This window comes from Hydrotalea sp., assembly GCF_049968455.1.
GTDB lineage: Bacteria > Bacteroidota > Bacteroidia > Chitinophagales > Chitinophagaceae > Hydrotalea.
In genome coordinates this window covers 92931-110193 of record NZ_JBMFQT010000008.1, presented here as the reverse complement: position 1 = coordinate 110193, position 17263 = coordinate 92931, and the positions used below count along the sequence as shown (strand labels likewise).

Genomic DNA, 17263 nt, shown 5'->3' with positions numbered 1-17263 from the left:
ATTATTTTTTCTTCTTAAACATTTCCAACATTCTGTCAGTAACTACAAAACCGCCTACTACGTTTAATGTGCCTAGAATTACTGCCAAAAATCCTAAAACAAGTGCCAAATAATTATGCTCTGAAGCACGCCCCATTACTATAATGGCACCGATAATGACTACTCCATGAATTGCATTAGCACCACTCATTAATGGTGTGTGCAATACACTCGGTACTCTTCCTATAATTTCAATTCCCAGAAATATCATTAAAATAACAATATAAATCATTTGCTGATTAGCAGATATCCACTGCAATGTTGCTTCCATACTTTAAAAATTTGTTTAAATTAATTATTTAACGATAAAACACGGTCATTCACAATTTTACCGTCATACGTAATACAACAACCTTTCACAATATCATCATCAAAGGAAATATTTAAATTGCCTTCTTTGGAAATTATTAATTGTAAAAAATTAAAAACATTTTTACCATATAATTTACTAGCATCAAATGGCATATTACCGGGTAAATTACTGTAACCCATAATAGTAACGCCATTTTCAGTAACAATGGTTTCATTGTTTTTAGTTAGTGGTGTATTACCACCTGTAGCTGCAGCTAAATCAACAATAATACTTCCGTTACGCATTTGTTGAATCATAGCCTCGGTTAATAAATGCGGTGCTTTTTTACCCGGTATTTGGGCTGTAGTAATGATAATATCAGCTTTTTTCGCTGCTTCAGCAATGCGTTGCTGTTGTTTTTGCTGATACTCGGCTGATTGTTCAACTGCATAACCACCGGCCTTCGAAGCATCAGCAGCTCCTTCCACTTCAACAAATTTTGCACCAAGGCTCATCACCTCCTCTTTCACGGCAGGCCGTGTGTCAAATACTTCAATTACAGCTCCTAACCGTTTAGCCGTTGCAATAGCCTGCAAACCTGCTACACCAGCTCCTAACACTAATACTTTAGCCGGGGGTATGCTTCCGGCAGCAGTAATGAACATGGGAAAATATCGGCCATAATTAGCGGCAGCCAATAAAACTGCCTTATAGCCTGCAATATTTGCCTGACTACTGAGTACATCCATACTTTGAGCACGAGTGGTACGAGGTATAGTATCTAAACTAAATGTGATTAAATTTTTATTAGCCCACAATTGCATTTCCGCATAATTATACAGAGGTTGAAAAACACCTATTACAACGGTGCCGGGCTTTATAATCTGTAAATCGTCGGTCGTGAGGGGGAGAATGCTAAAAATAATTTGGGCCTTTTGTAAAATTTCCGTTCGTGTATGTATGGTAGCGCCTGCTTGCTGGTAAACTTCATTGGTGGCATAAGCTGCTGTACCTGCATTTTCTTGTACCCAAATTTCAATATTCAACTTTAATAATCCAGCTAAATGTTCGGGCAAAAAAGATACCCTGTTTTCGCCTGTCGGTTCTTTCAATATCCCTGCTATCATGTGCATTACATTATAAATCAAATTTAGTTGTTTTTATAATGCATTTCCCGATTTTTATACGAAGGGTATGCTAAATTTTACTGAATTAAAAGAGGGTAATTATACAATAAAATGCAACGGCATTGCAATAGGTAACCACTCGAAAAAGTGACCTATTCCCAGATTAATCTTCGCCCTAAACATTAAGATAATCAAACTTAATAGCGAATGATAAAATGCTGCTTTTGTTTAAAAGCTTTTTTAAAAACAACTACACCAACAAAAAACAAATCAATAGTTGCGCATACAGCATCATGGTTTTGTATAAATTGCCATGCCTGCTCCATTTCTTTACTCCAATGTATATCATCAAAAACAAAAATGGTTTGTTCATTAATCTTTGGCAATAATAAATGAAAGTAATTAAGCGTCGGTTCAAAACGATGATTACCATCAATAAAAGCAAAATCAACGGTATCTAATTGTTGCAGTAAGTTGGGTAATACTACATCAAAATTTCCAACCAAAGAATGTACATTTTTTAACCCTAACTTTTCAAAATTTTCTTTAGCTAACTCAGCAATAGCAGGAGCTCCTTCTATCGTATAAACATTGGCATTTGAAGCTGCTTTGGCCATATATGCCGTAGTTATACCCAATGAAGTACCTAATTCAACAATTATATTGGGTTTATAATGGGTAACCATTTTTGCTATTAGTGCACTATACTTAAATGGTTTTAATGATGATTTTGCAACGGTGGCCACTTTACGTGTATTCTGTTTTATTACTCGGGAACCGGCACCAAAATCTTCAATTTGAATGAATTGTTGGTTTTTTTTTAACTGACGTCTTATATCTTCAATTTCATTATACGAGTATGTAACGTTTTTTTTGTTTAAAACTTGTTGGGTAAAATCAAAAACAAATGGAGAATGTATTCCATGGCCTTTGCCATTTTTTGCATTTAAAAGATAGTGTATATATTTTAAAGCCAATTGTTTTTTTGAATACATAGTGTGGTTGCAGAAAATATTATAAATGTTGCAAAATAGTATAGTAAAATCAATTCCAGCTAAATACGTTCCCAGCATTGAAAAGAATATGCATAAGCATGCTTCTCATCAATCGTAAAATTTTCTTCAGATGACAACTGCCATTCCTTTGAACTAAACATGGGGAAGAATGCATCTGCATCATCAAATACGGAATGCACACGGGTTATATACATTTTATGAGCCATGCCAATAGTTTGGGCATACACTTCACTACCTCCCAATATCATTATTTCTTTATAACCTTTCTCAAGAGCTTTTTGAACAGCCGCATCAATACTATGTACTAAAGTAATACCGGAAATATTTATATCAGCATTTCGAGTTAGCACCATATTCCATCGGCCATTAAGGGGCTTATTTTCCAATGCATTCAATGTTTTACGCCCATATAAAACAGGCATGGCCCATGTTTTATTTTTAAAGAACCTTAAATCGTTGGGTAAATGCCACAATAAAGCATTGTTTTTACCAATAGCATTGTTTTCGGCGGCAGCCACAATCAACGTAATAGTAGGTAAAGATTGTTGAGTAGTTAATTCGAATTTATTTTGCACAGGCTTTCTTTAATTTAAACTGCAATTGGTGCTTTTATTGCCGGATGAAATTGGTAATTTTCTAATTTAAAATCATTGTAATCAAAATCGAAAATATTTGTAATGTTAGGATTTAATTGCATGGTAGGCAAAGGATAAGGTGTTCTGCTTAATTGTAAATGAGCTTGTTCTATATGATTATTATACAAATGCACATCGCCAAATGTGTGAATAAATTCACCTGGTTGTAAGTTACATACTTGTGCTATCATTAAAGTTAGCAATGCATAAGATGCTATATTAAATGGGACACCTAAAAAAACATCGGCACTACGTTGATATAGTTGACAACTTAACTTACCATTGGCTACATAAAATTGAAACAAGGCATGGCAAGGCATTAAAGCCATTTTAGGCAAATCGGCTACATTCCAGGCACTAACAATTAAACGCCTACTATCAGGATTGGTTTTAATTTGTTGAATTACGTCAGTAATCTGGTCAATGGTGTTACCTTCAGCACCCTTCCAACTCCTCCATTGATGCCCGTAAACAGGTCCCAACTCGCCATTTGCATCAGCCCACTCGTCCCAAATTGTTACACCATGCTCATTCAAATATTTAATATTGGTATCGCCTTTTAAAAACCATAAAAGTTCATAGATAATACTTTTAAGGTGCATTTTTTTGGTGGTTACCAAAGGAAAACCCTCAGCTAAATCAAATCGCATTTGATAGCCAAAGCAACTTCTTGTCCCCGTGCCGGTTCTATCGTGCTTTTGTTGGCCGTTATCGAGTATAAATTGTAATAATTGATGATATTGCTTCATACCGCAAAATACAAACTGTACAGCAAAGCAAAAGATAGTTGTATTTAAATGTTTAAAACCTGTGAATATTCTAACAATCTAGTCCCAAACCTTCCATTATTAGTCTTTTGTTTCCAACATTTTCCTAAATTTAATTTCTAAGGGAATAGGTATTCCGATACCAGCAATGAGCATGAAAATTAAATCGTCCATATGAAAACTAATGCACTTAGCCAATATTGTAACAACTTGGTTATTAAAATCAATGCGCAATGGTCGATTGAAGAAGTTTGGCCTACACAAACTGCTTTCTTTAAAAAAACAGAACAATGGCTAAATAAGCCCATACAACAAATTATTATTTTTAGTGAGCAGGAAGTTTTTATGAATGAATTAAAAAAATTTAAGCTTTCCAATAACAAAACTGAAAGCTTTCAAACATTCATTCTGAATGAAAAAAAGAAAAAATTTGCAGCAGAATTAATTATTCAAAAAAAATTTAAAGCTGGTAAAATCAATCATTTTATTATAAATGTGCAACAAATTCAGTCTTTGCAATCAAAGCCGAAATCATTTCCTGTTCCATTATTGCTAAGAGAAACTATTTTAGATAATATACATGCTGCAATACTCATCCTAAATAAAAACGCCGAAATTACTTACTTAAACAAAGCAGGAGAAAGAATAACCGGATACAACTTTGCAACAATAGCCAACAAAAACTGGTTTCAATTATTCGTACCAGAAAATGAACGCAAACAAACTATTGCAATTTTTCAAAAACTAAAATCCGGGGAAGAAAGTATTGATCATGAAAATGAAATTGTTACGAAACAAAAAAATACAAAAATTATTCAATGGAAAAATACAGCCATATATTCAGGTAAAACTTTTCAAGGCACATTAAGTATAGGTATAGATGTAACTGAAATTAAAAACGCCAACGAAGCTATTAAGCAAAGTGAACGTAAATTTCAGTCAATTACAGAAGCCATTCCCATAGGTTTAACTATTTGCGAAGTAAATGGCAATGTGTTATACATGAATAAAGCATTCAGACAAATATTTGGTTACAAAGTATCGGAAATAAAATCAGTACACGATTGGTTTAACAAAGCATATCCCAATAAAACAGCTGCTGAAAAAGCGAAAAAAAGATGGAACGATCATGTAAAAAACATTCAAGAAAAAACAATTGAGGATACAATTGAGTTAAAACTGCTGACTCAAAAAAGAAAAGAAAAAATTATTGAGTTGAAAACAACTTATAATAACGGATACATATATCAGATTTTTATTGATTTAACTGAAAAAAGGAAACTGGAAGCAGAAGCAAAAGAACAGGCATTGAAATTTAAGCGCATTATTGAAAACTTTCCTATACCAATGGCCAGTTGCGATTTAAATTATGACCTTCTATTTACCAATAACAAATTTGAGGAGGTTTTTGGATACAAAATGGAGGAGATAAAAAAATACCCAGCATGGTTCAAAAAAATTAAATTCAACACACCGGAAGATGAAGCAAAACATGATGAAGAATTTTATGGTTATTTAAAAGCCACAAAATCTAATCCCGATAAAATTGCACCTGTGCTTTATCGTCAGATTTATAATAAAAAGGGAGAATTACGTGATATTAACATCACTTTCAATTTATTTGACAATGAACTTTTTGCTGTTTTAGAAGATGTTACCGAACAAAACAAATACATAAAACTATTACAGGAAAGTGAAGAGCGATTTAAGGCATTAGCACAAAATATGCCCATTGCAATTGGAAGCTACAACACAGACGGTTCCGTAAATTTTATTAATCAATATTTCATTAAAACAATTGGATATACTGCTGAAGAATTACCTACTATTGAAGCTTGGTATGCCAAAACACAGCCCGATCCTATAAAACGGCAACAATATTATCAGCATTGGGTATCATTAATTGAAGCATTTAGTAAAAATCCTCAGCAAGAAATACCATATGTAGAAAGTGATATTACTTGTAAAGATGGAAGCATTAAAACTTTTAGTTATTTATTTAGCATTTACAAAAAAACAGTTTACATCATTTTTGTAGATATTACGGAGAGAAGAAAAGCAGAAAAAGAATTAATGGCCTCGCACATACAATTACAGCGCTTATCAGCACATCAACGCCGCACCAAAGAGGCTGAAAGAAAATACATAGCCGAACACATACATGATACCGTTAGCCAGCCTGTGACAGGTATTAAAATTGATTTAACGGTAATTAAAAATAAGCTATTGAAAACACAGCCAGAGTTAGCAGATAAATTACAACATAATATTGAAATTGCTAATCAAGTTATTTTATCTACCCGAAAAATGGCAACCGATTTAAGACCCAGTATTTTAGACGATTTTGGCCTTGCTGCTGCCATTGAATGGGAATGCAGAGAATTTGAAAAAAAGACAGGCATTCTTTGTTTTTTTGAATATGATAATAGTCTAAAAGAGGAATCATCAGAAATACAATCAAACCTATATCGTATTGTGCAAGAAGCCCTCAATAATATTGATAAATTTTCACAGGCTACTAAAATTACAATTGAATTATATAAAAAAGACAACAATATCCATCTCTGTATTAGCGATAATGGAAATGGCCATGAAATTGAAGAAAAATTGAAAACATTAGCAATTATTGGAATAAAAGACAGAGCCAGAAACTTAAAAGGCAGTTTTAATATTGAACCCAACAAAAACCGCGAAGGCAGCCAACTATTACTTACTATCCCTTTAAAAACGCATAATTAGTACTTTTTTACTACAATTTCTTTCTCCAAATAACGTTAAAGTGTAGAAAATATACTACAATTAAATGATGCGAATAGCTATTGAATACTAAGCATATTCGGCTTTACTTTGTTATACTAAATGCAAATACCTATCGAGAAGCTTTTTACTCCAGCCCGTCTTTAAAACCGATTATCCTTACATCTTATTTCTATGAAAATAGAAGCACTATTTCCTCCACTGGGGGAAATAGATGCTCTGCCAGTACGGGATAAAACAATTTACTCGTATTAAAACAAAAAGTATGATTATTACAAAAAGTGAAAGAAAGTACATGGCTAAGAATTTAAAAGTATTATTAATAGACGATTCAACAATTATACTTACCGTAATGTCAGAGGTATTGTCAACCGTGCCTTGCGTTTCTTCTATTAAAACTAGCTCGGCTCCTGTACAGGCATTACAAACCATTGAAGAATTCAAGCCTGATGTTTTATTGTTAGATATTAATATGCCGGGAAAAAATGGCATTGAGGTATTGAAAGAAGTAAAAGAAAATTATCCGGAGGTAAAGGTTATTATGCTAACAAATCATTCTACTGAATATTACAGAAATACCTGTTTCAATATTGGCGCTTATCAGTTTATTGACAAAGCCAATGAATTCGATAAAATAGCTCCCATAATGGAAAAAATAAGTACCGAAACAGGGGGAATTTTAAATGCAAACTAATTGCCAAAAAAAATAAGCAACCTAATTAACATTAAGCATGAATTGTTGCAGCTAATTTTCTGCGCTTCAACTCTTTTTTAATTAATAACAACTCCCGATTAGTTTGCCCACTTACACTAGAATTTTCCTGCGCTCTACGCATTAAATATGGAATAACATCTCTAATAGGTCCAAATGGTAAGTACTTACTAATATTAAAACCGGCTTTGGCGAGATTAAATGTTATATGATCACCCATGCCATATAATTGTGAAAAATGTAAATGTGCATGATTATGTGATAACCCTGCTTTATCTGCCACTTCTGCAGCTAACAAGTTACTGGCTTCATTATGAGAAGCGACAATAACAGATATATCGTTAATGTTTTCAATACAATATTTTACTGCTGCATTAAAGTCGTTATCGGTATTTTCTTTATTCAATTGAATGGGACTCTCATAACCCATTTGTTGTGCTCTGGCGCGCTCTTTCTCCATATAAGCCCCACGTACCAATTTTAATCCTAATACAAAATTTTGTGCTTTCGCTATTTGATGGGATATATGCAAAAATTTCAATCTATCGTGGCGGTATAACTGAATGGTATTATACACCACAGCTTTTTCTTTATTAAATATCTCCATCATTTCCATAGTAAGCCGGTCTATAGGATCTTGTATCCAAGTTTCTTCCGCATCAATTAAAACACCAATATTTTTTTCTGCAGCCGCATTACAAATAGCATACATTCTGTCAACAACCCTACTCCATTCATCCATTTCAGATTCATTATCATGAATGCCACTTCTTAAACGTGGCGCCTCATTTAATTTTTGCAACAACTCAAAACGAGCTATTCCTGTAACTTTTACACTAATAAAAGGTATGTTTGTTTGAGTGCCGGCGTATTCAATTGTTTTTATAAATGATTCAGTAGCATGGTCAAAATCCGACTCGTTTTGCTTACCTTCTACCCCATAGTCTAAAATTACCTGAACGCCATATTTTGATAATTTCTCTACTACCGGTGCAGTTTGTTCCAAAGTTTCACCACCTACAAATTGTTTAAAAATAGTATTCCTTACAATGCCATGTATGGGCAAACCGGTCTTCATTAAAAAGGGAGTAACACGGGTTCCTATAGGCACAAAAAGTGGGTAGCCCATTGTTGTAAATAGGAATTTAGCTTGTTTTAATTCTTTATCGGTTTTATAGGCAAATGCTTGTTCCGTATTTTCGAATGAAATTTCCATACTAACAATTGTTCGTGATGCGAATATCGCATGCAATTGGTAAAGTAAAAAATGAGAAATGTTTTTTAAATCAAAATTTACAATTAAAATACATTTAATCGCCTATTTGTATGATTTAATGTGTAAAAATTGTGCATCTTAATTTATTACTATTTATAATATTTGAGTAGTGCCATCAGCATGGGCAACAATTACAATATTCGCCATATTAATGAATAGCCCATTTTCCACCACACCAACTATTTCATTTATTTGCTGATGTACATTTTGTGGGTGCTCTATCAACCCAAAATCGGCATCTATGATAAAATTATGATTATCGGTTTCTAATATTTTCCCCTCTTTGTTTAAACGAATGGCTGTATTAGCACCTAGTTGCTGAATTTTTCGCATGGTAGCTTCATAGCCAAAAGGCACTACTTCAATAGGAATTTTAAATTTTCCTAATTTTTCAACTACCTTATTTTCATCTACTATAATGATATAAAATTTAGTAGCGGCAGCAACAATTTTTTCGCGAAGTAATGCGGCCCCACCACCTTTGATGAGTTGTTTATCATTGGTGGTTTCATCAGCACCATCAATGGTAATATCAATTGTTTGTATGTCTGAAAAATTAGTCATTGGTATGCCCAATGATCGAGCAAGTTCATCACTTTGAGTAGAAGTGGCGATGCATTGAATAGATAATCCCTGCTGAATTCGTTTGGCCAAAAATTGTATTGCCCAATAGGCAGTACTGCCGGTTCCTAAACCAACCACCATACCATTTTTTACATATTCTACTGCCTTTTCAGCAGCTAATTGTTTTAATACAGTTGCATCCATTACACAAATATCAGGCTTCTTTTTCGTAAAGTTATTTTCATTTAAATTAAAAACACTGAAAGTTTGAAGCTATCTTAAAATAACGCATCCTATATTTACATTAATACTGCATCATGTACATCATAATTTAAAAAGTATGAAAATTCAAAATATAGCTATTTACAAATATTCTATACCCATGGTGCCATTCACAATTGCCACAGGAACCATGCATTATGCACAAAATATTCTTATAAAAATTTTTACAGATGAAGGTATTATTGGTTGGGGCGAATGCTCCGCCTTTCCTATGATTGTAGGTGAAACACAAACCAGTTGTTATGCACTGGCAAAGGATTTTGCATACATTTGGAAAAATAAAAACCCTCTTGACATTAAGAAAAGATTACAAGAATTGCACAATCATGTAGCCGGCAATTATACCATTAAGAGTGCATTTGATATGGCTTTGTATGATATAGCTTCCCAATATCAACAACTTCCTCTGTATGCTTATTTAGGTGGAAAAAATAAAACTATTGAAAGCGACCTAACTATCGGCATTGACACCCCGGAAGCAATGGCAAACAATGCTGTTAGTTTTACACAAAAGGGTGTACGTTGTATAAAAGTAAAACTGGGGAAAAATAAAGAGGAGGATATTCAGCGCATAAAACAAATTCGAAAGGCTGTTGGTTATCTACCAACTATTAGAATTGATGCCAACCAAGGCTGGGAACCGGCTGATGCAAAATTTATATTAAATAAATTAGCCGAATATAAAATTGAATTTTGCGAACAACCGATGGCAAAATACAATGATGATTTATTACCCGAACTATGCCAACAATCAACCATTCCTATTATGGCCGATGAAAGTGTATTCACCAGTAAAGATGCTAGCCGCATTATCAGAACTAAATCTTGCCATTCTATCAATATTAAATTTTCTAAAAGCGGTGGAATTTTAGAAGGATTAGCTATTCATGATTTAGCTTCTTTATACCATATTCCCTGCATGATGGGTGGCATGTTAGAAAGCCGCTTAGCATTAACCGCCATGGTACACTTTGCTGTTTCACAACCCAATATTCACTATTTTGATTTAGATACCTGCCTTTTAGGACATTTGGAAGATCCGGTAATAAACGGAGTTAATTATAGCAATGGTATGCTGCTAACAGCCACTGAAGAACCTGGATTAGGTGCTACCGTTGATGAAAACTTTTTAAAAACACTGGAAAATACCACTATTTAATGCTATAACAATTATAAAAGCAATAGCTTACATTATCTTCGCAGCCAAATAATTACCCATGCAAGGAAGAACAGCCGGCAATAGTTTCACCGTAATGAATGAATTAGTATTACCCAACGATACCAACAGCTTTGGTAACTTAATGGGCGGCAGATTAATGTATTGGATGGATATTGCTGCCGCATTGGCCGCTATGAAGCATAGTAATACGCCATCAATGACGGCTAGTGTTGACAACATTAGCTTTAAAAACCCCATTAAGCTAGGAAACATTGTGCATATAGAAGCCAAAGTAACCCGTTCGTTTAATACTTCTATGGAAATACATTTAAAAGTGTGGGGAGAAGATAGTGTGCACCAATACCAATATGAAAGTAATGAAGCTTATTTCACATTTGTTGCATTAGATCCCAACGGAAAACCAAGGCCTGTTCCACCTATAATTCCTGAAACTGAAGAAGAAATAAAATTGTATGAAGGGGCTTTACGCAGAAGACAGTTGAGACTTATTTTGGCAGGCAAAATGAAGCCCGATGACGCCAATGAATTAAAAGCATTATTCAATAAATAAAATAGTTAGATATTTCTATGATGTGCACCTTTTAACATATATTTTTTGCTTTGTTCAATGGCATCCATTACTTGTTCTAAAATATCATCAACACTATCTTCATAATTGATAACCAAAGGAGATTTAAAAGTAATGGATAATTGAACGCCTCTTTTTTTCATTTTTAAACCCTTTTTATTAAAAGCACGCCAAAAGCCATTAATAACTACGGGCACAACAATGGGTTTACTGTTTTTAATAATGTGTGCAGTGCCTTTTCTCCCCGGTGCAAATGGCTTGGTGGTTCCCTGAGGAAAAGTGATGACCCAATTTTTTTCTAAAGCTCGTTGAATTTTTCGTGTATCTGAAGGGTCTAGATTTCTGCGAATTTCAGTTGATTCATGTCGCCATGTGCGCTTAACAGTTAATGCACCCGCCAAAATGAACAAGCGTGTTAACCAATTGGTACGCATGGTTTCTTCTGCCGCCACAAAATATACACGAGTAAAAGGATTTAGTAAATAATAAGGGATACCCAATTTATTTTTTTTCCCCCATTTTATTGCACAAAATATATGAATAAAAACCATTACATCTGCAAAATAGGTTTGATGATTGCTAACGAATAACACATTTTTTTTGGGTAGTGACGCTACATGTTCTGTCCCCTCAATTTTTAGTTTGTTAAATATGGCAATTACAGGATAAGTAATGATGCCAATAATGGCATAAATAAGTTTACGCAACAATTTAATATGCTTTAGCTTCTCGGTTAAGGGCATGCACGTAGTTAGATTTTAGCAAATAAGCTGCACAATATAGCAATTGTTAAGATTTCTTAACATACCATAATTAGATTTAGAAAATTAAAGTTTGAAAAACATCTTGTACCAGGCATTGGAATAAATTTGCATAAAAAATAATGGCATTGAATACAGTTATTTTTGATATGGATGGTTTATTAATAGATAGTGAGCCATTATGGAAAGAAGCAGCAGACGAAGTTTTTGAACAGTACAATATTTATCTTTCAGAAGCGCAATACCATACTACTACAGGTTTACGTACACATGAATTTGTAAGTACCTGGTTTCACTTGTTTAAAATTCCGCAAACTGAAATAGCAATCGCAGAAAAAAATATTCTTAGTACAGTTGCAGAAAAAATTGCACAGAAAGGTAAACCTATGCCGGGTGTACCCTATATTTTTAATTTTTTCCAGTCTAGATCTTTCAAAATTGGCTTGGCTTCCTCTTCGCCAATGTTTATTATTGAACAGGTTATTGAACAATTAAACATAAAAAATATTATTCAAGCAACTGCCTCTGCTGAATATTTGCAATATGGCAAACCCCATCCTGAAGTTTATTTAAATTGTGCGATAGCTTTAAATGCCAATCCAACAGAATGTGTTTGTTTTGAAGATTCTTTTAACGGAATGATTGCTGCAAAAGCAGCTAGAATGAAATGTGTGGTTATTCCCATGTATCATCAGCAAAAAGAAGAACGTTGGGCAGCGGCTGATTTAAAAATAAGTTCATTGCAAAACTTTGGCACTTTACATTTAAATGGGTTGTAAAAATTTAAATTTTGCTAAAAAGTAGAAAAATATTTGGAATATGTTAAAATATATTTAACTTGCCTTGCTAATAAAAAAAGGGCCATCCTGTAGAAACAGAACGACCTCTAACGATTGCTTGCCATATGAAAATTCTTAGATTTTTTTTTAACAGAAGTTTTTCATGAACTTCTTAAAGATTTTGCCTCTAACGATTTGCCATTTTAACGATTGCTTCAATACCTTAACTCATCTTCACTATGCAAAAGTAAGATGGGTTTTTTATTACGGGAAATTAAGTTAGGCATGATTTTATTATGGTAAAAAATAAATAAATTGTGCCAAACCCGCATAAACAAAGCGTTTCACACAAAAAAATACATGATGCCCAACAGAAATTCTGATGCTTTATTCCTGCTGATTCAATCATTAGAAAAGTCGGAAAAACGGCATTTTAAACTATATATTAAACGTAGTTCAACTAAAGAAGACCTAAAAGTGGTTCAACTATTTGATGCACTTGAAAAAATGCAGGATTATGATGAAAAACTTTTATTAAAACGGCTAAATAATATTAGCAAACCTCAATTAGCCAATTTAAAAACACACTTATACAAACAAGTGTTAGCAAGTTTAAGATTGCTGAAAAGCGCAGACAGTATTGATTTGCAATTGAACGAACAATTAGATTATGCACGTATTCTATATAATAAAGGGCTTTTCTTGCAAAGTCTTAAAATTTTAGAAAAGGCAAGGGAAATGGCTATTGCAGCCAACAAATTCAACTTCATGACCCAGGTCTTATCGCTTGAGAAAAAAATTGAAACCTTGCACATTACACGAAGTATGCCCGGCAAAACAATGCAGATAACAGCGGAAGCTATTAAAGTTAGTGAACATGTTACACAAGTTTCAGCACTATCGAACCTTGCCCTGCATTTATATACCTGGTACATCAAAAATGGCCATGCTCGCAATGAGCAGGACGAAACAGACGTTAAAATGTTTTTTAAAGAAAACTTGCCTGCCCATGCTTTTTTATTAAAAGGATTTTATGAACGTTTATACTTGTATCAAAGCTATACCTGGTATGCATTTATTAGGCAAGATTTTTTAATGTATTATCGGTATTCCGAAAAATGGCTAACACTGTTTGATGAGCAACCTAATATGATTGCTGTAGAAACCGGGCACTTTATTAAGGGTATTCATAATTTATTAAATGCCCATTTCGATTTAAGAAATTATGAGAAATTTCAAATTACTCTGAAACGTTTTGAATCGTTTGCAAAAACTGAATTAGCTACCAGACACGATAATTTTAGAACGCAAACTTTCATTTACATCTATAGCGCAAAAATAAACTGGCACTTAATGACCGGTACATTTGAAGAAGGATTAACCATGGTTCCTGAAATGGAAACCGAAATGCAGAAATTGGAACGATTCATTGATGCACATCGTATTTTGGTTTTTAATTATAAAATTGCATCGTTATATTTTGGCAGCAGGCAGTTTGCTAAATGCATCGATTATCTGCAAAAAATTATTAATGATAATTTTTCGTTGCGGAACGATTTGCAATGCTATGCCCGCTTAATGCATTTGTTGGCTCATTACGAGTTGGGTAATTTAGATATTATGGACTCACTGATTAAATCGGTTTATCGTTATATGGCCAGGATGCAAAACTTAACCATTGTTGAAGAAGAAATATTTGGATTTTTACGTAGGTCATTCTATGCCGGAAAAGTTAAAATGCATGAAGAACTAACCATTTTATTATCAAAGATTAAGCACCTAGAAAAAAATAGATTTGAAACAAGAGCCTTTGCTTATTTAGATATTATTTCCTGGCTTGAATCGAAAGTTTATAACACAACAATGAGTAATGTAATTAATAATAAGTACCAACAAAGCAAAAAAAGAAGATATCAAATAACAAATTAAAAAACATCATTCACTCATCAATGATATTGATATATTCAAAGCATGCATAAATAAAAGCAAAAGCGGTTACTTCTAAATTTAGAAGCAACCGCTTTTTAAATATTCATCAACAAATTTTATTTGTTGTCTTTGCTATCGCCGTCTTTTTCGTCGCCTTCAAGTTTAGCACGAATATCAGCTAAGGCACCTAAGTCGCCAAGGGTAGCTTTTTCAACCTTGCTTTGAATATTCTTCACAGCTTTTTTGGTTTTTTCAGCTTCAGCTTTTGCTTCTTTCTTTACTGCTTCTTTTTCTTCTGCTTGTGCTTGTTCCCAAATTTTGCTATGACTTAACACAATACGCTTTTCATTTCTGTCAAACTCAATTACTACGAATTGTGCAGTTTCATCAGCACCTACTGATTTGCCATCTTCTTTTACTAAATGACGATTAGGAGCAAAACCTTCTAAGCCGTATTGTAATTGTACAATGGCACCTTTATCATCTTTACGAATAACAGTACCTTCATGTACAGTACCTACTCCAAAGGTTTCTTCTAAAGCATTCCAAGGATCTTCTTCTAATTGCTTATGACCTAATTGTAATTTTCTGTTCTCTTTATCAATTCCAAGAATAATGGTATCAATATAATCACCAACTTTTACATATTCACTTGGGTGGTTAAAGCGTTTTAACCAGCTTAAGTCGCTAATGTGAATCATTCCACCGATGCCGGCTTCTAACTCAACAAATACGCCGTAAGGAGTAATGTTTTTAACCAAACCTTTGTGCTTACTTCCTTCTGCAAATTTGGTTTCGATAGTGCTCCATGGGTCTTCAGTCATTTGTTTAATTGACAGACTCATTTTGCGAGCTTCTTTATCTAAAGTAACCACTTTAGCTTCGTATTCATCACCCAGTTTAAAGAATTCTTTAGCGTTAATAGGTGTATTAGCCCATGTAATTTCTGAAACGTGAACTAAGCCTTCAACACCGGGTTGAATTTCAAGGAATGCACCATAATCTTCAATATTCACCACTTTACCTTTCACTACAGCACCTTCTACTAAATCAGCCGGTAATACATCCCAAGGATGCGGAGTTAATTGTTTTAAACCTAAGCTGATACGTTTTTTATCATCATCAAAGTCTAAAACAACAACTTGTAATTTCTGATCCATTTTAACTACTTCAGATGGATGAGAAATTCTTCCCCAAGAAATATCGGTAATGTATAATAAACCATCTAAGCCGCCCAAATCCATAAATGCTCCGAAGTCGGTAATGTTTTTAACAGTACCTTCTAACACCTGACCTTTTTCTAATTTACTCATGATTTCAGCACGTTGCGCTTCAATATCACTTTCAATTAAGGCTTTGTGAGATACTACGGCATTCTTAATGGTTTCATTTATTTTAACCACTTTAAATTCCATTGTTTTACCAACAAACTGATCGTAATCAGTTACAGGCTTAACATCAATTTGAGAGCCGGGTAAGAAAGTTTCCATTCCAAATACATCTACAATTAAGCCACCTTTTGTTTTAGATGTAACGGTACCTGTAACCACTTCGCCGGTTTTATGAACCTCAACAATTTTTTCCCAGGCACGGAAAATACGAGCCGATTTACGACTAAGATGTAAGTTTCCATTACGGTCTTCTTTTTCAACTACCATTACTTCCACTTTATCGCCTATTTTTAAGCCTGGCATATCGCGGAATTCATTTAAAGAAACCAAACCATCACTTTTAAAACCAATATTAATTACAGCATCGGTTTTAGTTAAAGCAACTACATCACCTTGTAAAATTTCGCCATCTTCAATTTGTACGAAAGTGTTTTCATACACTTTATCGTATTTGGCTTTTTCGTCAGAAGTGTAAGTACTTACATTACGTTTGTCTACGCTCCAGTCAAAATCATCATGAGCTGTTTCTACAACAGGCTCGGTCACAGGTGCATTTGTTGTCGCTGTAGCTTGTTCTTGTACTGCTTCCTGAGCAGCACCAGATACAGGCTCCTGTGCATCAGCGTTTAATTGTTTGTTAATAATCATAATAATACCCGATTGGTTTAATTCGGGCTGCAAAAGTAGGCATTTTAGGCAGATAAAAGATTAAATTTAGGGGGTTTTTTATTTAGAAATTTGGAGCTTTTTTGAGTAGACTAAAAAATTATAAAATGAAAAATTCACAACACAACCAAAAGAAAGTTTTAATATATTTACTAACCAACTTATTTTGGTATAAACTTCAATTCAACTATTACATCATCTAAAACAATGAAAAAATGAAAAAAATTCTATCATTCTTTCTAGCGTTTGCGCTTATTACTAGTGTTTCTTTTGCTCAAGCTGCTAAAACAAAGCAACCTACAAAAACAAAAAAAGAAACTACCACTACTAAACAGGTACACACCAAAAAAGATGGCTCAGCCGACATGCGGTACAAAGAAAACAAGACACAAAAAAAACCGGAGGGCCCCAAGAAAAAAGATGGTACTCCTGATATGCGCTACAAAGCCAATAAAACACCAAAAAAGAATGGCCAATAAAATATTAAAATTAAATGCTAAACTGCCCACTAAAACAATGGGC

16 protein-coding genes are annotated in these 17263 nt (G+C 33.7%); 7 read left to right on the top strand and 9 right to left on the bottom strand.

Annotated features, from left to right (window positions below; all coding sequences use genetic code 11):
* Window position 1: 1 nt before the first annotated feature.
* The 5 genes from ACP5P5_RS07660 to ACP5P5_RS07640 form a co-directional block, all read right to left on the bottom strand.
* The gene (locus ACP5P5_RS07660) at window positions 2–310 is read right to left on the bottom strand and encodes an NAD(P) transhydrogenase subunit alpha (RefSeq protein ID WP_428285517.1); all 309 of its coding nucleotides are present in this window, start codon (window positions 308–310) and stop codon (window positions 2–4) included.
* 20 nt (window positions 311–330) lie between these two features.
* Window positions 331–1458 carry a Re/Si-specific NAD(P)(+) transhydrogenase subunit alpha gene (locus tag ACP5P5_RS07655; protein WP_428285516.1) on the bottom strand — a complete coding sequence of 376 codons (1128 nt, stop codon included), beginning with the start codon at window positions 1456–1458 and terminating at the stop codon, window positions 331–333.
* A gap of 197 nt (window positions 1459–1655) precedes the next feature.
* Window positions 1656–2453, bottom strand: coding sequence for an O-methyltransferase (locus ACP5P5_RS07650; RefSeq protein WP_428285515.1), 798 nt, complete (start codon window positions 2451–2453; stop codon window positions 1656–1658).
* Window positions 2454–2512: 59 nt separating this feature from the next.
* A complete protein-coding gene (locus ACP5P5_RS07645) occupies window positions 2513–3049 on the bottom strand; it encodes a dihydrofolate reductase (RefSeq protein ID WP_428285514.1) in 537 nt (178 codons plus the stop codon).
* Between the two features lie 14 nt (window positions 3050–3063).
* On the bottom strand, window positions 3064–3858 hold the full coding sequence (locus tag ACP5P5_RS07640) for a thymidylate synthase (RefSeq protein ID WP_428285513.1): 795 nt from the start codon (window positions 3856–3858) through the stop codon (window positions 3064–3066).
* A gap of 192 nt (window positions 3859–4050) precedes the next feature.
* Between ACP5P5_RS07640 and ACP5P5_RS07635 the strand changes: the two genes are divergently transcribed.
* Both ACP5P5_RS07635 and ACP5P5_RS07630 read left to right on the top strand, forming a co-directional pair.
* The gene (locus tag ACP5P5_RS07635; protein ID WP_428285512.1) at window positions 4051–6615 is read left to right on the top strand and encodes a PAS domain-containing sensor histidine kinase; all 2565 of its coding nucleotides are present in this window, start codon (window positions 4051–4053) and stop codon (window positions 6613–6615) included.
* Between the two features lie 283 nt (window positions 6616–6898).
* Window positions 6899–7327, top strand: a complete 429-nt coding sequence (locus ACP5P5_RS07630; protein ID WP_428285511.1) for a response regulator — start codon at window positions 6899–6901, stop codon at window positions 7325–7327.
* Window positions 7328–7358: 31 nt separating this feature from the next.
* On the opposite strand, the gene ACP5P5_RS07625 is transcribed toward ACP5P5_RS07630, so the two are convergent.
* A complete protein-coding gene (locus tag ACP5P5_RS07625) occupies window positions 7359–8561 on the bottom strand; it encodes a proline dehydrogenase family protein (RefSeq protein ID WP_428285510.1) in 1203 nt (400 codons plus the stop codon).
* A 153-nt stretch (window positions 8562–8714) separates the two neighbouring features.
* Complete coding sequence (gene rpiA, locus ACP5P5_RS07620) at window positions 8715–9389, bottom strand: ribose-5-phosphate isomerase RpiA (RefSeq protein ID WP_428285509.1); 675 nt, start codon at window positions 9387–9389, stop codon at window positions 8715–8717.
* Between the two features lie 136 nt (window positions 9390–9525).
* Here rpiA and ACP5P5_RS07615 point away from each other — a divergent pair, with 136 nt between their 5' ends.
* Window positions 9526–10626, top strand: coding sequence for a mandelate racemase/muconate lactonizing enzyme family protein (locus tag ACP5P5_RS07615; protein ID WP_428285508.1), 1101 nt, complete (start codon window positions 9526–9528; stop codon window positions 10624–10626).
* Window positions 10627–10684: 58 nt separating this feature from the next.
* On the top strand, window positions 10685–11197 hold the full coding sequence (locus tag ACP5P5_RS07610) for an acyl-CoA thioesterase (RefSeq protein WP_111293934.1): 513 nt from the start codon (window positions 10685–10687) through the stop codon (window positions 11195–11197).
* A 5-nt stretch (window positions 11198–11202) separates the two neighbouring features.
* Here the strand turns inward: ACP5P5_RS07610 and ACP5P5_RS07605 are convergent, their stop codons facing one another.
* A complete protein-coding gene (locus ACP5P5_RS07605; protein WP_428285507.1) occupies window positions 11203–11958 on the bottom strand; it encodes a lysophospholipid acyltransferase family protein in 756 nt (251 codons plus the stop codon).
* 140 nt (window positions 11959–12098) lie between these two features.
* Between ACP5P5_RS07605 and hxpB the strand changes: the two genes are divergently transcribed.
* Both hxpB and ACP5P5_RS07595 read left to right on the top strand, forming a co-directional pair.
* The gene (gene hxpB / locus ACP5P5_RS07600; RefSeq protein WP_428285506.1) at window positions 12099–12755 is read left to right on the top strand and encodes a hexitol phosphatase HxpB; all 657 of its coding nucleotides are present in this window, start codon (window positions 12099–12101) and stop codon (window positions 12753–12755) included.
* A 360-nt stretch (window positions 12756–13115) separates the two neighbouring features.
* Window positions 13116–14684, top strand: a complete 1569-nt coding sequence (locus ACP5P5_RS07595; RefSeq protein ID WP_428285505.1) for a hypothetical protein — start codon at window positions 13116–13118, stop codon at window positions 14682–14684.
* Window positions 14685–14800: 116 nt separating this feature from the next.
* Here ACP5P5_RS07595 and rpsA read toward each other — a convergent pair whose 3' ends face one another.
* A complete protein-coding gene (rpsA, locus tag ACP5P5_RS07590) occupies window positions 14801–16756 on the bottom strand; it encodes a 30S ribosomal protein S1 (RefSeq protein ID WP_428285504.1) in 1956 nt (651 codons plus the stop codon).
* Window positions 16757–16956: 200 nt separating this feature from the next.
* Between rpsA and ACP5P5_RS07585 the strand changes: the two genes are divergently transcribed.
* Complete coding sequence (locus ACP5P5_RS07585) at window positions 16957–17220, top strand: hypothetical protein (protein WP_428285503.1); 264 nt, start codon at window positions 16957–16959, stop codon at window positions 17218–17220.
* Window positions 17221–17263: the final 43 nt, after the last annotated feature.

Coding starts and splice junctions, on each gene's coding strand:
- ACP5P5_RS07660 (WP_428285517.1), bottom strand. CDS start 310: ATGGAAGCAACATTGCAGTGGATATCTGCTAATCAGCAAATGATTTAT.
- ACP5P5_RS07655 (WP_428285516.1), bottom strand. CDS start 1,458: ATGATAGCAGGGATATTGAAAGAACCGACAGGCGAAAACAGGGTATCT.
- ACP5P5_RS07650 (WP_428285515.1), bottom strand. CDS start 2,453: ATGTATTCAAAAAAACAATTGGCTTTAAAATATATACACTATCTTTTA.
- ACP5P5_RS07640 (WP_428285513.1), bottom strand. CDS start 3,858: ATGAAGCAATATCATCAATTATTACAATTTATACTCGATAACGGCCAA.
- ACP5P5_RS07635 (WP_428285512.1), top strand. CDS start 4,051: ATGAAAACTAATGCACTTAGCCAATATTGTAACAACTTGGTTATTAAA.
- ACP5P5_RS07630 (WP_428285511.1), top strand. CDS start 6,899: ATGATTATTACAAAAAGTGAAAGAAAGTACATGGCTAAGAATTTAAAA.
- ACP5P5_RS07625 (WP_428285510.1), bottom strand. CDS start 8,561: ATGGAAATTTCATTCGAAAATACGGAACAAGCATTTGCCTATAAAACC.
- rpiA (WP_428285509.1), bottom strand. CDS start 9,389: ATGGATGCAACTGTATTAAAACAATTAGCTGCTGAAAAGGCAGTAGAA.
- ACP5P5_RS07615 (WP_428285508.1), top strand. CDS start 9,526: ATGAAAATTCAAAATATAGCTATTTACAAATATTCTATACCCATGGTG.
- ACP5P5_RS07610 (WP_111293934.1), top strand. CDS start 10,685: ATGCAAGGAAGAACAGCCGGCAATAGTTTCACCGTAATGAATGAATTA.
- ACP5P5_RS07605 (WP_428285507.1), bottom strand. CDS start 11,958: ATGCCCTTAACCGAGAAGCTAAAGCATATTAAATTGTTGCGTAAACTT.
- hxpB (WP_428285506.1), top strand. CDS start 12,099: ATGGCATTGAATACAGTTATTTTTGATATGGATGGTTTATTAATAGAT.
- ACP5P5_RS07595 (WP_428285505.1), top strand. CDS start 13,116: ATGATGCCCAACAGAAATTCTGATGCTTTATTCCTGCTGATTCAATCA.
- ACP5P5_RS07585 (WP_428285503.1), top strand. CDS start 16,957: ATGAAAAAAATTCTATCATTCTTTCTAGCGTTTGCGCTTATTACTAGT.